This window comes from Variovorax sp. CAN15 (genome assembly GCF_030462475.1).
Classification (GTDB): Bacteria; Pseudomonadota; Gammaproteobacteria; order Burkholderiales; family Burkholderiaceae_C; genus Variovorax.
Map to the genome: position 1 here is coordinate 1 of NZ_JASMRZ010000111.1, position 14,124 is coordinate 14,124.

Sequence of the window (14,124 nt, forward strand, 5' to 3'; positions counted from 1 at the left end):
CCCAGCTTGGGCTGGACGCCCGAGACCGAAATGCCTTGCGGCATCGGCAGCTCGACCACCGACATCTCCAGCGCGTCCTGGTCCTGCGTGACGAGCCGCTGCAGCGTGCTTCGGTCGACGGAGACCGGCCTCGCGCTGACGGCGCCTGGCAGGTCGCCGCCGCAGGCCGCGAGCAGCTCGAAATAATCGCTTTCGTGGCAGCCGCGCAACTGCGCGATGTGGCTGCGCAGCACGCCCTCGGGCAGCAGGTTCTGGAAGAAGCCCGGCAGCTGTCCGCCCTGGGCGTTGAACAGAGGGTTCTTGACGTCGCTCCAAAGCGCCGACTGGGCGGCAGGGTCGCTCGCGAGCATCGACAGCGACAGGACCTCTGCAGGCGGATCGACAACCACTTCGGGTTCCGCGACGAAGCGGCACAGATCGGCATACTGGAACAGCTTTCCGAACCGGCGCGCACCGAGCGATATCTCGAGGATCCTGACGTTCATGGCTGCCTCCGGCGCTTGACCTCCGCTGGGTCCGAGGGGGCCGGTGCCTTCGCCACTGCATGGCCAATGCGTGTGGCGACGGGGCGATAACCGGGATCGGCCGCAGTCTTTTCGCCGAAGCCCCTGGGGGCGAGTTGCAGTTCGAGACCCAGCGCATCGACAAGCGCAAGCAGGGACGAAAGCTGCGGATTGCCGTGCAGGCTCAGCGCGTTGCGCACTGAGCGCTCGGTGAGGCCGCTGCGCTGGGCGATCTCGGCGTTCGAGACCTGGGAAGCCTCGCGGCGAGCGATGAGCGCGTTGACGAGTTCCTGTTTGTTCACGGAAACATATTACCGGAATTCTATATTTGGGAAATATGTTTCCAAAAACTTGCCGCCCTCACTTGGGCACCAGCGTGAACAGCGGCATGACCACGCCCATCACCCAGTTCTGGCCGAAGTCGAGCGCCGCACGGCGGTATTTCTCGTCGGCCTGCGCGGCAAGCAGGTCGAGGCGCGCCACCACTTTGGAGAGTTCGCGGTCGGCCACGAGATTGCGGCCGCGATCGCTGATTTCGGTGGCCAGCAGCAGGGGATGGCCGTCGGGGCCGGTCTTGGAGGAAATGAGCCAAAGCGAGATCTCGAAATTGCGCGCGGCCCGGAAACTGTTCTCGGCGTTGACGCCGTCGAGCATGGTCTGGTCCCAGGTGTCGCCGTTGGCCTGCTTGAGCATGGTGGCCCAGCCGTAGACCAGCGCCGCCACGCGATCACCCTGATAGCCCTGCGGCGTGGTGTCGAAGGCCATGCGGATGGCGTCGATGCCGCTGGCGCCCTTGAGTTCGGGCAGCGGCGGACCCTTGAGCACCGCGTCCCAGGCGCGCTGGGTGGCTTCTTCCATGCTGACGGCCGACTTGCGCCATTCGCGCGGATTGCGCTTGTAGAGGGTGCTTTGCACGCGGCGCACCGACTGAAGGTTGTCCCGCAGCGCGAGGTTGGCGATGCGGTTGGCGCCGGACTGAAGCCATTCCTGGTTGTTGTAGGGCTCGGCGCGCTCGGTGTCCCGCACCGATGAGCAGCCCGCCATACCGAGCGATGCGGCGAGGAGGACCGCCATGCCCGTCAGGCGGCGGGCCCGTCGCGCGGCGAGGGGGGAAACCGGGGATTCGTGCATGCCCTGACGTTATCATCCAAGGCTGGGGCGGCGGCCTGCTGCAAGCTGCAGGCCCGTGCAATTTTCCTTACAAATCAATACCTTGGCGCTACTGCCAAGGCAGGCCGACAAGTCGTGCGTCTTAATTCCATCAAGCTATCGGGCTTCAAGTCGTTCGCCGAACCCACCAACTTCATGCTGCCGGGGCAACTGGTGGGCGTTGTCGGGCCCAACGGCTGCGGCAAGTCGAACATCATGGATGCGGTGCGCTGGGTGCTTGGCGAATCGCGCGCCTCGGAGCTTCGCGGCGAGTCGATGCAGGACGTGATCTTCAACGGCACGACCACCCGCAAGCAGGCCAGCCGTTCGAGCGTGGAACTGGTGTTCGACAACGCCGACCACCGCGCCGGCGGCCAGTGGAACCAGTTCGGCGAAATCGCCGTGCGCCGCGTGCTCACCCGCGACGGCACCAGCAGCTACTACATCAACAACCAGCCGGTGCGCCGCCGCGACGTGCAGGACGTGTTCCTCGGCACCGGCCTCGGCCCCCGCGCCTACGCCATCATCGGCCAGGGCACGATCAGCCGGATCATCGAATCCAAGCCCGAGGAACTGCGCCTCTTCCTCGAGGAGGCCGCTGGTGTCTCCAAGTACAAGGAGCGCCGCCGCGAAACCGAGAACCGCCTGGGCGACACCCGCGAGAACCTCACGCGTGTCGAAGACATTCTTCGCGAACTCAACGCCAATCTCGAGAAGCTCGAGAAGCAGGCCGAGGTGGCCGCGCGCTACAACGCGCTGCAGGGCGACGCCACGAAGAAGCAGCACCAGCTGTGGTTCCTGAAGCGCAGCGAGAGCAATGCCGACCAGGCCAAGATCAAGGCCGATTCGGAGCGCGCCATCAACGACCTCGAGTCGCGCACGGCCGATCTGCGCCATATCGAGGCCGAGCTCGAAACCGTGCGCCAGGCCCACTACGGCGCCGGCGACCAGGTCAACCAGGCACAGGGCAAGCTCTACGAGGCCAGCGCCGAAGTCGGTCGGCTCGAAGGCGAGATCCGCTTCGTGGTCGAGGGCCGCCAGCGCGTCGAGCAGCGGCTCGTCCAGCTGCGCGAGCAAATGGGCCAGTGGGGCCGCCGCCGCGAGGAGGCAGAGGCCGAGATCGAGACCCTGGCCGGCGCGGGCGTGGATGCCGAAGAGCAGGCCATCATGCTGGCCGCCCAGCTCGAGGAACACGACGCGCGCATGCCCGACCTCGAAGAGGCGGTGCAGCGCGCTCAGGACGAGGCCAACGCCCAGCGCACGACCGTGTCGCAGGTGCAGCAGCAGATTCAGGTGCTGGCCGCCGACCAGCGCAACATCGAAGAACAGAGCCGCCAGCTCACGATGCGCAGCGAGCGCCTGCGCGCCGACCAGAACGCGCTGGCAGCGCCCGACGAAGCCCGCCTCCTCGACATGCAGGAGCAGCACGCCATGGCGCAGGAGGCCGCAAGCGAGGCCGACGCGCGCCTGCAGGAGTTGCAGGAAGCCGTGCCGCAGCTCGACGACGACCGCCGCGCGAAGCAGCAGGCCGTCAACACCGAGGGCGCGCGCCACGCCGAGTTCTCGGCCCGTCTCGAAGCGCTGCGCGCACTGCAGGAAAAGGTCAAGACCGACGGCAAGCTGGCCCCTTGGCTCGCCAAGCATGGCCTCGATGGCCTGCAGGGCCTGTGGAGCCGCATCCACATCGAGCAGGGCTGGGAAAACGCGCTCGAGTCCGCGCTGCGCGAGCGCCTGGGTGCGCTCGAAGTCAGCCGCCTGGAAATGGTGCGCGCCTTCGGCAACGACGCGCCGCCCGCCAAGCTGGCCTTCTACAGCCCGCCGGCCGCCGGCGCGCCCGAGGGCTCGGCTTCGCTGCCACGCCTGTCGAGCCTGCTGCGCCTGAACGACGCCGGCCAGCAGGCGCTGCTGAACGACTGGCTGCACGGCTGCTACACCGCCGCGAGCTTCGAGGAAGCGCTGGCCCAACGCGGCTCGCTGCAGCCCGGCGAGGTCATCTATGTGCAGAGCGGCCACGCCGTGTCCGCGCACAGCGTCAATTTCTACGCGCCCGATTCCGAACAGGCCGGCCTGCTGGCCCGCCAGCAGGAAATGGAAAACCTGGAGCGCCAGTTGCGCGCCCAGACGCTCATCACCGAAGAAGCGCGTACCGCGCTGGTCCGCGCCGAAGCCGCGTACGCCGATGCCGCCTCGCGCCTCGTCACGGCACGGCGCGAAGCCGCCGAAACGCAATCGCGCGCGCACGAGCTGCAGGTCGAGACGCTGCGCATGACGCAGCTCGCCGAGCAGACCCGTGCCCGCAGCCAGCAACTGGCCGCGGACCTCGGCGAAGTCGACGCGCAACTCGAAGAACTGCAGGAACGGCGCATCGCCGCCGAAGGACGCTTCGAGGAACTCGACATGCAGCTGGCCGATGCCCAGGAGCGCCACGCCGAGCTCGACGAGCGCGTGATCGAGGCCGGCCGCGCGCTGGCCGCGAGCCGCGAGCAGCACCGCAGCCTCGAACGCCAGGCGCAGGAAGCCACCTTCTCGCAGCGCACGCTCGAAGCCCGCCGCGCGGAGCTCAACCGCTCCATCGAGACCGCCGCGCAGCAGACCGTGGCGCTGACCGACGAAGACGAACGCGCCCGCGCCGAGTTGAGCCGCCTGTCCGACGCCGCGGCGCAGGCCGGCCTGCAGGACGCGCTGGCGCTGAAGCTCGAACGCGAAGCCGCGCTGGGCTCTGCACGCAGCCAGTACGACGACCTCACGCTCAAGCTGCGCGCCAGCGACGAGCGGCGCCTGCAGCTCGAACGCGAGCTCGATCCGCTGCGCCAGCGCATCACCGAATTCCAGCTGAAGGAACAGGCCGCGCGCCTGGGCGTCGAGCAATACCAGCAGCTGCTGGACGACGCCGGTGCCGATCTCGAAGCCGTCGAGCAGTCCATCGAGGCCGACAAGGTGAAGCTCACCGGACTGCAGAGCGAAATCGACCGGCTCAACCGCGAAGTGGTCGCGCTCGGCGCGGTGAACCTGGCGGCGCTGGACGAACTGGCCATTGCCAGCGAGCGCAAGATCTTCCTCGACGCCCAGTCGGCCGACCTGAACGAAGCCATCGGCACGCTGGAAGACGCCATCCGCAAGATCGACGCCGAAACGCGCGACCTGCTCGGCGGCACCTTCAAGATCGTCAACGAGCACTTCAGCCGCATGTTCCCCGAGCTCTTCGGCGGCGGCAACGCCAAGCTCATGATGACCGGCGACGAGATCCTCGATTCCGGCGTGCAGGTGATGGCGCAGCCCCCGGGCAAGAAGAACCAGACCATCCACCTGCTCTCGGGCGGCGAGAAGGCGCTCACGGCCATTGCGCTGGTGTTCGCCATCTTCCAGCTGAACCCGGCGCCTTTCTGCTTGCTCGACGAAGTCGACGCGCCGCTGGACGACGCCAACACCGAGCGCTATGCCAAACTCGTCTCCGCCATGAGCCGCGAAACCCAGTTCCTCTTCATCAGCCACAACAAGATCGCCATGGAAATGGCCGAACAGCTGATCGGCGTGACGATGCAGGAGCAGGGCGTGTCGCGCATCGTGGCGGTCGACATGGAGTCGGCGGTCTCGATGGTCGAAGCCGCATAAGCCGGGCGGCAACGATCCATGAGCAATCTCACACTCGCCCTGGCAATCTTCGGCGGCCTCGTTCTCGCGGCCGTCGTCGGCTACGAGGCCATGATGTCGCGCCGCAATGCGCCCCGCCAACCCGACGCGGTCGACGTCGCGCTCGACGAGGCTGAGCGTGCCCTGGCCGCAGGCGATGACGGCGTGGAGCCGGTGCTGCACGCCGATCCGAACAAGGTGCAGGGCTCCGACCGGCACGAGCCGCTGTTCGATCCCGACCTTCCCGCGCCCAGCGGCGTGCCCGTGCCCACGGCCGAGCGCCGCGGCGGGCTCGATCCGCTGATCGACGTGATCGCGCCGATCTCGCTCGACGGCCTGGCCTCCGGCGACGCCGCCATCGCAGCCATGCCGCCCACGCGCCGCGCGGGCAGCAAGCCGGTGGCCATCGAGGGCCTGAACGAACACACCGGCCAGTGGGAGCCGCCCGTGCCCGGCCAGCGCTACAGCGCCTTCCAGGTCGGCGTGCAGCTGGCCAACCGCACCGGCGCGCTCAACGAGATCGAATACTCCGAGTTCGTGGTCAAGGCCCAGGCCTTTGCCGATGCCGTCAACGGTTCTCCCGAGTTTCCCGAGATGCTTGACGAGGTGGCGCGGGCCCGCGAGCTCGACCAGTTCGCCAGCGCGCACGACGCGCAGCTGGGCTTCGTGCTGCGGGCACTGCACGCGGCGTGGAGCCCGGGCTACGTGCAGCAGAACGCCGCGCGGCTGGGCTTCGTGGCCGGCATCATCCCCGGACGAATGGTGCTGCCGACCAGCGAGGCGGGCCTGCCGCCGGTTCTCGGGCTGGCCTTCGACACCCAGGCCGCGCTGGCCGACGATCCGGCCCAGTCGGCCATCCGTGAACTCAGCCTGAGCCTTGACGTGCCGCAGGTCGATCGCGCCGAGGAGCCCTTCCGCCGCATGCGCGAAGCCGCCGCCACGCTGGCGCGCGAGATGGACGGCGTGGTCACCGACAGCGACGGCCAGCTGCTGCGCGACGAGACCATGGACGTGATCGGCGCCGACCTCGAACAGCTCTACGACACGCTCGACGGGCGCGACCTTGCGGCGGGTTCTCCGCTGGCGCGGCGGCTCTTCAGCTGAATCCGATTCCTCCTCGGGAGACACCCATGACGACGCGCGACGAAGCGGCACGCGAAGCCGCCGCACTGAGCGAACAGCTCCACAGGCACGCCCATCTGTATTACGTGCTCGACACGCCCGAGCTGCCTGACGCGGAGTACGACAAGCTCTTCCAGCGCCTGCAGGCCATCGAGACCGAGTTTCCCGAGCTGCGCACGCCCGATTCGCCGACGCAGCGCGTGGGCGGCAAGGTGCTCGACGGCTTCGTCAAGGTGCGCCACAAGGTGCCGATGCTGTCCATTCGCACCGAGACCGACATCACACCCGGCGGCGCAAGCGCCTTCGATGCGCGCGTGCGCCGCGAGCTGGGGCTGGCCGAGGACGGCCCGCAGGTGAGCTACGTCTGCGAGCTGAAGTTCGACGGCCTTGCCATGAACCTGCGCTACGAGAACGGCGTGCTGGTGCAGGCCGCGACGCGCGGCGACGGCGAGGTGGGCGAGGACGTCACGCAGAACATCCGCACGGTGCGCGAGATCCCGCTGCGCCTCAACGGCAAGGCGCCGCCCGTGGTCGAGGTGCGCGGCGAGGTCTATATGAAGCGCGCGGACTTCGACGCGCTCAACGAGCGCCAGCGCCAGAAGATCGCGGACGGGCAGAAGAACGAGAAGGTGTTCGTCAATCCGCGCAATGCGGCGGCCGGCGCCGTACGCCAGCTCGATCCGGCGATCGCGGCGGCTCGGCCGCTGAGCTTCTTTGCCTACGGGCTGGGCGAGGTCACGCCGGCAGCGGAAGGCGGGCCCGATTGGCCCACGCAGTTCGACTGGCTGCAGCAATTCCATGAATGGGGCTTTCCTGTGGCCACGCAGACTGCGCGGGCTACCGGCGCTATCGAACTAATAGCGTTCCACGAGAACATCGGGCGTCAGCGCGATGCCTTGCCCTATGACATCGACGGTGTGGTCTACAAGGTCGACAGCATCGAGCTGCAGCGGCAATTGGGCTTCGTCTCGCGCGAGCCGCGCTGGGCCGTGGCCCACAAGTACCCGGCGCAGGAGCAGTTGACCGAGGTGGTCGGCATCGAGATCCAGGTCGGGCGCACCGGCAAGCTCACGCCGGTGGCCAAGCTGGCGCCGGTGTTCGTTGGCGGCGTGACGGTGACCAACGCCACGCTGCACAACGAGGACGAGGCTCGCCGCAAGGACGTTCGCGTGGGCGATACGGTGATCGTGCGCCGCGCCGGCGACGTGATTCCAGAGGTGGTCGGCGTGGCGCCGGACAGCCTGGCCAAGCCCGACGAGCAGCGCGGCGAGATCTTCACGATGCCGCACAAGTGCCCCGTGTGCGGCTCGGAGGCCGTGCGCGAGGAGGGCGAGGTCGACTACCGCTGCACCGGTGGCCTGTTCTGCGCGGCGCAGCGCAAGGAGGCCATCCTGCACTTCGCGGCGCGGCGCGCCGTGGACGTCGACGGGCTGGGCGACAAGCTGGTCGAGCAGCTCGTCGACTCGAACCTGATCCGTACCTTGCCTGATCTCTACAAGCTGGGCTTCGCCACGCTGGCCGGGCTGGATCGCATGGCGGAGAAGTCGGCGAAGAACCTCGTCGATGCGCTGGAAGCTTCGAAGAAGACCACGCTGCCGCGTTTCCTGTTCGGGCTGGGCATCCGTCACGTGGGCGAGAGCACCGCAAAGGACCTGGCCAAGCACTTCGGCAAGCTGGATTCGATCATGGACGCGACCGAAGAACAGCTGCTCGAAGTGAACGACGTCGGCCCGGTGGTGGCGCAGAGCCTGCGTACATTCTTCGACCAGCCGCACAACCGCGAGGTTGTCGAACAGCTGCGCGCCTGCGGCCTGACCTGGGAAGAGGGCGAGCCGGCGGCCAGGGCGCCGAAGCCGCTGGCGGGGCTGACCTTCGTCATCACCGGCACCCTTCCTACGCTGAGCCGCGACGAAGCGAAGGATAAATTGGAGGCGGCCGGCGCGAAGGTGTCCGGCTCCGTCAGCAAGAAGACCCACTACCTCGTGGCCGGCGAAGAGGCCGGGAGCAAGCTCGAAAAGGCGCGGGAAAACGGTGTCGAGGTCATTGATGAGGCGCGTATGCTTGAGATCCTCGCCAACGGCGTTCCGGCGGCCTGAGTGGGGAATGGTCGGCAGGGGCTGCGGCCTGGAGCTTTACCGGCCGTTACGCGACTTCATCCGAGCGCAGTCAACAGGGTCTACAACCTGACGTTGAAAGCTATTTGAAGGCCACAAGGAGAGTCCCTCATGAAAACTATTCGAGTTCTCGGTGCCTGTGTTGCGGTCGGCGGCGTTGCGCTGCTGACGGGCTGTGTGGGCGTGCCCGCCGATCCCTACTACGGCGGGGGCTACTCGTCGGGGCCTTACTCGGGGCCTTACTACAGCGAGCCTGCGCCAGTGGTCGTGCCCGCGCCGGTGTACATCAACGGCGGTGGCTACTACGAGCGGCGTCCGCGCTACTACGATCGCCCGGGTTATCCGGCAGTACGCCCAGGCTATCCGGCGGTGCGCCGCGGCTATCCGGCTGTGCGTCCGGTAGCCCCGCCCGCCTGGAGCGGCAACCGGCCCGGCGTGATTCCATCGCGTCCTGGCCAGGGCGGAATACCGGGCATCACGCCCACTCAGCCGCAGCAGATGCCGCGCGGCAATGCCCGTCTCTGGACCTCGCCCGACTCCAAGACCCAGACCCCTCCCTGATTCCCTCCTGGGAGTGGAGATCGGAGGCCATCGCGATAATCCCGCCATGGCCATCCGCGAAATCCTGAAAATGGGCGACCCCCGGCTGCTGCGCATCGCGCAGCCGGTCGCCGCCTTCGACACCGACGAGTTGCACATGCTGGTGCGCGACATGTTCGAGACCATGCATGCGGTCAACGGCGCCGGACTTGCCGCTCCGCAGATCGGCGTCGACCAGCAGCTCGTGATCTTCGGCACCGATGTCGTGAACCCGCGCTATCCCGACGCGCCTCCGGTGCCGCGCACCGTGCTGCTGAACCCCGTCATCACGCCCTTGGGCGACGAGGAGGAAGAGGGCTGGGAAGGGTGCCTGTCGGTGCCGGGCCTGCGCGGCGTGGTGCCGCGCTTCGCCAGCATCCGCTATACCGGTTTCGATCCATACGGCGACCCGATCGACCGGGTCGCCACGGGTTTTCATGCACGCGTGGTGCAGCATGAAGTCGACCACCTGCTGGGCAAGCTGTATCCGATGCGGGTGCGTGATTTCTCTCGATTCGGCTACACCGAGGTCCTGTTCCCGGGCCTCGATGCCAATGACGACGACTGAACCCGTGTTCTCGCGAAACATCGCGGAATCGGCTTTGCCGGGCCGCGGGTGTCGCCCCCGGTCAAGGGAAGGCGCGCGCGACGCGAAGTGCGCGAGTCCTTGGGGGCGGGTCTAGTTGTATTTGCTGCTCAGCGCGAAGCGGCCGCCGCCCATGAAGGCAAGGGCCAGCGCCGCGAACAGGAACATGCCCTGAAGCTCCAGCGCCCAGCCGCCTTGCTTGCCCAGCGAGGTCAGGTCCTTCATGTGCACCAGCGCGAATGCAGCCAGCATGTTGATGGCCACGATCCACGCGGCAGGGCGCGTGTAGAGGCCGATGATCAGCAGAACGGGCGCCACCACCTCACCGACATACACCAGATAGGCCAGCGCACTCGGCAGCCCGTGCTGGGCCAGCATGCCCGAGATGAAGCCGACCCCGCCTTGCAGCTTGGCGATGCCATGCAGCAGGATCAGCACGCCAAGCGAAACGCGCAGGATGAACTTGCCGGTGTCGTCGGATTTGACCATTGTGTGGATTTCCATTGAGTGGTTGTTGAAGGGCCGTATGGTAGTGAAGCCGCCGCGCTCTTATCCAGCCCGTTGCGCCGCATATGCATCCAATCCGGAGTTCTTTGGCAGAGTCCGGCATCGGCCCGTACACTGCCTTTTGCTTACTGTTGAGGAGAACCCCAATGATGAACAACCGATTCCGCCCGGTGCTGCTCGCCGCAGCCGGGGCCATTGCGCTGGCCTGCGCAGCTCCCGCCTTCGCCGGCAAGACGCTTGATGCAGTCAAGCAGCGCGGCACAGTCAAGTGCGGCGTGACCAACGGCGTGGCCGGCTTCTCGGCGCCCGACACGCAGGGCAACTGGTCGGGGCTGGATGTCGACACCTGCCGCGCCATCGCGGCGGCCGTGCTCGGCGACGGCAAGAAGGTCGACTTCGTGCCCCTCAACTCGCAGCAGCGCTTCTCGGCCCTGCAGGCCGGCGAGATCGACATCCTCGCGCGCAACACCACCTGGACGCTCACGCGCGACGCCTCGCTGGGCTTCAACTTCACCACCATCACCTACTACGACGGCCAGGGCTTCCTGGTGCCCAGGAAGCTCAAGGTGACGAGCGCCAGGCAGCTCAAGAACGCCACCATCTGCACCCAGTCGGGCACCACCAACGAGAAGAACGTGTCGGACTACTTCCGCGCGCAGGGAATCCCGGTCAAGACGGTGGTGTTCGAGAGTTTCGAAGCTTCGTTCAAGGCCTTCTTCTCGGGCCGCTGCCAGGCCTTCACGACCGACGCCTCGGCGCTGGCCGGCCTGCGCAACAAGGAAGCGCCCAACCCCGACGACTACGTCATCCTGCCCGAGCTGATCTCCAAGGAACCGCTGGCGCCTCTGGTGCGTCGTGGCGACGACGAGTGGTTCGCCATCGCCAAGTGGGTGCCCAACGCGCTCATCGAGGCCGAGGAGTTCGGCATCACCCAGGCCAACGCCGACGAGCTCAAGGCCAATAGCAAGGACCCGGCACAGCAGCGTCTGCTCGGCGCCGGTGAAGACCTCGGGAAGCTGCTTGGCCTGGACAAGGATTGGTCGTTCCGCGCCATCAAGGCGGTGGGCAACTACGGCGAGATGTTCGAGCGCAACGTGGGGCCGAAGTCGGTGCTGAAGCTGCCGCGCGGCTCCAACAATCTGTGGAGCAAGGGCGGCCTGATCTACGCACCTCCGGTCAGATGACATCTCCCCCAGGCTTCGCGCACTTCGTGTCGCTTCGCCAACCCCCTCGCCGGGGGCAACACCGGCGGCCCGGCGAAGCCGGTTCCGCGGTGTTCCTGGCCTCCGATCGCAACCGGTCCACGGAGTGATGGCTTTCCGTAGAAGTGCTGCCAGTTCGTCATCGCGCGGGGTCTGGCTGGCATGGGTCGTTCAGGCCCTGCTGGTCTTGGCTGTCCTGGCCGGCGCGGTCTGGGTGGTTCACCATGCGCTCGAGGTGCTGCGCGCGCGCGGCGTGCGTTCGGGCTTCGACTTTCTGACCGAGCCCGCGGGCTTCTCCATCAGCGAAGGCTGGCTCGACTTCGATGCCAGCCAGCCGTTCTGGCGCGCCTTTCTCGCGGGGCTGATCAACACGGTGCGCGCGGCGGTGCCGGCGGCCATTTTCTCGGTGGTGCTCGGTACGCTGATCGGCATCGGACGGCTCGCGCCGCATGTGCTGCTGCGCGGCATCTGCACCGCGTATGTGGAGCTGCTGCGCAACGTACCGCTGCTGGTGCAGTTGCTGATGCTGGCCTTCGCGATGGCGAACCTGCTGCCCGACCCGACCGAGCCCGTACACCTTCTGCCGGGCGTTTGGCTCAGCAAGGGTGGCCTCAGCGTGCCCTGGCCCGTGACGGCCGAAGGCGGCTGGTGGCCGACGCATTTCGAGTGGCCGGAGCGCGGTGACTTCGGCGTGAACGGCGGTGCCGCCCTGAGCCCGGAATACGTGACCATCGTTGCCGGGCTGACCTTCTATTCGGCGGCATTCGTGGCGGAAATCGTGCGCGCCGGCATCCTCTCGGTTTCGCAGGGGCAGGTGCTGGCCGCGCAGGCGCTGGGGCTGTCGCCCGTCCAGCAACTGCGCATCGTGGTGCTGCCGCAGGCGCTTCGGGTGATTGTGCCTTCGCTCACCAACCAGATCCTGAGCCTGACCAAGAACTCGTCGCTGGCGGTGGCGGTGGGCTATCCGGAGCTGGTGTCGGTGGCAAACACGACCATCGGCTCGAACGGCCGGGCCTTCGAGTGCATCGCGATCATCATGGCGGTCTACCTGGTGCTGTCGCTGCTGATCTCCTTCGGCATGAACCGCTACAACGCGCGCGTCGCGTTGAGGGGCTGGCGATGAGGAGCGTCGCGCAAGGGCCGATCGCGTGGCGCAGTGAGCTCTGGGGTTCGCCGCTGCGTGCGGTGGCGACGCTGCTGTTGCTGGCGCTTTTCGCCTGGATCGGCTTCCACGCCGTCGAGTGGGGCATCGTGCATGCGGTGTTCAGGCCCGACGCCGAGGCCTGCCGCGCGGTGCGGCATGGCGCCTGCTGGGGCGTGGTGGCCGAGAAGTGGCGGCCGATGCTGTTCGGGCGCTTCCCGTACGAGGAGCAATGGCGCCCGGCCATTGCTGTGGTCGTGCTGTCGGCGGTGACGATGCTCAGCGCCTGGCCTCGCAGCTGGCGCTGGTGGCTGGTGCCGTTGTGGATCGTCGCGCTGCTGCTCTTCGTGCTGCTGATGCGCGGCGGCGTGCCGGGTTTGAGTCCGGTGCCGACCAGCCGCTGGGGCGGCCTGCCGCTGACCATCGGGCTCGCGGTGGTGGGACTGGCACTGGCATTTCCGCTGGCGCTGCTGCTGGCGCTGGGGCGGCGCTCCGGCTGGCCGGTGGTGCGCACGCTGTGCGCGAGCTACATCGAGCTGGTGCGCGGCGTGCCGCTTATTTCGGTGCTGTTCATGGCTTCGTTCCTGCTGCCGCTGCTGTGGCCGGCCGGATGGCAGCCCGACGTGCTGGTGCGGGTGCTCGCGGGCCTGGCGCTCTTCGTGGCGGCCTACCTTGCGGAAATCATCCGCGGCGGCCTCCAAGCCGTGCCGCGCGGACAGACCGAAGTGGCGATGGCACTGGGCTTCGGCCGCTGGCCGGTGCAGCGCGACATCGTGCTGCCGCAGGCGCTGCGCCTCGTCGTGCCCGCGCTGACCAACAACGTGGTCGGCACGCTGAAGGACACCTCGCTGGTCACCGTGGTCGGCCTCTTCGAGCTGACCGGCGCGCTGGGACTGGCGCTCGGCGGCGACCCGACGTGGCGGCCGTTCTACCTCGAGGGCTATCTCTTCGTCGCGGCGGTGTACTGGGTGCTGTGCTTCGGGCTCTCGCGCTACAGCGTTTGGCTCGAAAAGCGGCTGTCGGCCGCGCCCTGACCGGGGCGCCGCCCGGCTCCTGTACACTCCGGGGCTTCATGTCGAGCCAACGCTTCCCCTTCGCATCCCCCGCAGTCCTCATGGGCCGGATGATGCCGCCTGCCTCCGCGCAGGCGATGGTCGTTGCCCGAATGATTACCACCATTACCACCGCGGCCACCTGAGCACGCGCAGGTGGCCGTTCCGGCAGCCACCTGGTGTATCGCTCTCCCCCCGAACGAATGAACCCAGCTCTGGCAGCTGGGTTTTGTTTTTTCGTCAGGAGTTGTCCATGTACCGCGATCCCGTTGAATCCCTAGAGCCCTTGCACCACCGCCAGGCGGCCATTCGTACCCTGCGCGTGGGGATGATCGGCATCGGCACCGTGGGCTCGGGCACCTTCCGCGTGCTGGCGCGCAACCGCGCCGACATCGCCGCGCGTGCGGGCCGGTCCATCGAGCTGGTGATGGTCGCCGCGCGCGACCTGGAGCGCGCCGCCGGCATCGTGGGAGACGGCGTCGCGCTGACGGCCGACGCGATGCAGGTCGCCCGGAGGGCCGCCGTTGACGCCGGGTTCG

General features: G+C 67.7%; 12 protein-coding genes and 1 pseudogene. 9 read left to right on the forward strand and 4 right to left on the reverse strand.

The annotated features are described in order from the left end of the window. The 3 genes from QMO14_RS31020 to QMO14_RS31030 all read right to left on the reverse strand — a co-directional run. On the reverse strand, positions 1–485 hold a 485-nt coding region (locus QMO14_RS31020; protein ID WP_301511907.1), incomplete at its 3' end, for a HipA N-terminal domain-containing protein. Continuing rightward, on the reverse strand, positions 482–805 hold the full coding sequence (locus QMO14_RS31025; RefSeq protein ID WP_301511908.1) for a transcriptional regulator: 324 nt from the start codon (positions 803–805) through the stop codon (positions 482–484). The genes QMO14_RS31025 and QMO14_RS31020, both read right to left, overlap by 4 nt. A gap of 58 nt (positions 806–863) precedes the next feature. Then, positions 864–1,577: a hypothetical protein gene (locus tag QMO14_RS31030; protein WP_301511909.1), complete on the reverse strand. Its 714-nt coding sequence runs from the start codon at positions 1,575–1,577 to the stop codon at positions 864–866. A gap of 171 nt (positions 1,578–1,748) precedes the next feature. Here QMO14_RS31030 and smc point away from each other — a divergent pair, with 171 nt between their 5' ends. From smc to def, 5 genes are all read left to right on the forward strand, one after another. Continuing rightward, entirely contained in the window at positions 1,749–5,264 is a 3,516-nt protein-coding gene (smc, locus tag QMO14_RS31035) for a chromosome segregation protein SMC (RefSeq protein WP_301511910.1), read from the forward strand. 18 nt (positions 5,265–5,282) lie between these two features. Further along, positions 5,283–6,386, forward strand: coding sequence for a cell division protein ZipA C-terminal FtsZ-binding domain-containing protein (locus QMO14_RS31040; protein ID WP_301511911.1), 1,104 nt, complete (start codon positions 5,283–5,285; stop codon positions 6,384–6,386). Between the two features lie 26 nt (positions 6,387–6,412). Continuing rightward, positions 6,413–8,500, forward strand: a complete 2,088-nt coding sequence (ligA, locus tag QMO14_RS31045; protein WP_301511912.1) for an NAD-dependent DNA ligase LigA — start codon at positions 6,413–6,415, stop codon at positions 8,498–8,500. Between the two features lie 129 nt (positions 8,501–8,629). Beyond that, positions 8,630–9,079 carry a hypothetical protein gene (locus QMO14_RS31050; protein WP_301511913.1) on the forward strand — a complete coding sequence of 150 codons (450 nt, stop codon included), beginning with the start codon at positions 8,630–8,632 and terminating at the stop codon, positions 9,077–9,079. Positions 9,080–9,125: 46 nt separating this feature from the next. Continuing rightward, on the forward strand, positions 9,126–9,665 hold the full coding sequence (gene def / locus QMO14_RS31055; protein ID WP_301511914.1) for a peptide deformylase: 540 nt from the start codon (positions 9,126–9,128) through the stop codon (positions 9,663–9,665). A 111-nt stretch (positions 9,666–9,776) separates the two neighbouring features. Here the strand turns inward: def and QMO14_RS31060 are convergent, their stop codons facing one another. Beyond that, a complete protein-coding gene (locus QMO14_RS31060; protein ID WP_301511917.1) occupies positions 9,777–10,172 on the reverse strand; it encodes a DoxX family protein in 396 nt (131 codons plus the stop codon). 167 nt (positions 10,173–10,339) lie between these two features. On the opposite strand from QMO14_RS31060, the gene QMO14_RS31065 reads away from it, so the two are divergent. The 4 genes and pseudogenes from QMO14_RS31065 to QMO14_RS31080 all read left to right on the forward strand — a co-directional run. Continuing rightward, the gene (locus QMO14_RS31065) at positions 10,340–11,374 is read left to right on the forward strand and encodes an amino acid ABC transporter substrate-binding protein (protein WP_301511918.1); all 1,035 of its coding nucleotides are present in this window, start codon (positions 10,340–10,342) and stop codon (positions 11,372–11,374) included. A 127-nt stretch (positions 11,375–11,501) separates the two neighbouring features. Further along, complete coding sequence (locus tag QMO14_RS31070; protein ID WP_301511915.1) at positions 11,502–12,515, forward strand: amino acid ABC transporter permease; 1,014 nt, start codon at positions 11,502–11,504, stop codon at positions 12,513–12,515. Next, entirely contained in the window at positions 12,512–13,567 is a 1,056-nt protein-coding gene (locus QMO14_RS31075) for an amino acid ABC transporter permease (RefSeq protein ID WP_301511916.1), read from the forward strand. The genes QMO14_RS31070 and QMO14_RS31075 overlap by 4 nt, the downstream gene beginning before the upstream one ends. 271 nt (positions 13,568–13,838) lie before the next feature. Then, a pseudogene (locus tag QMO14_RS31080) lies at positions 13,839–14,124 on the forward strand (homoserine dehydrogenase); the annotation flags it as partial.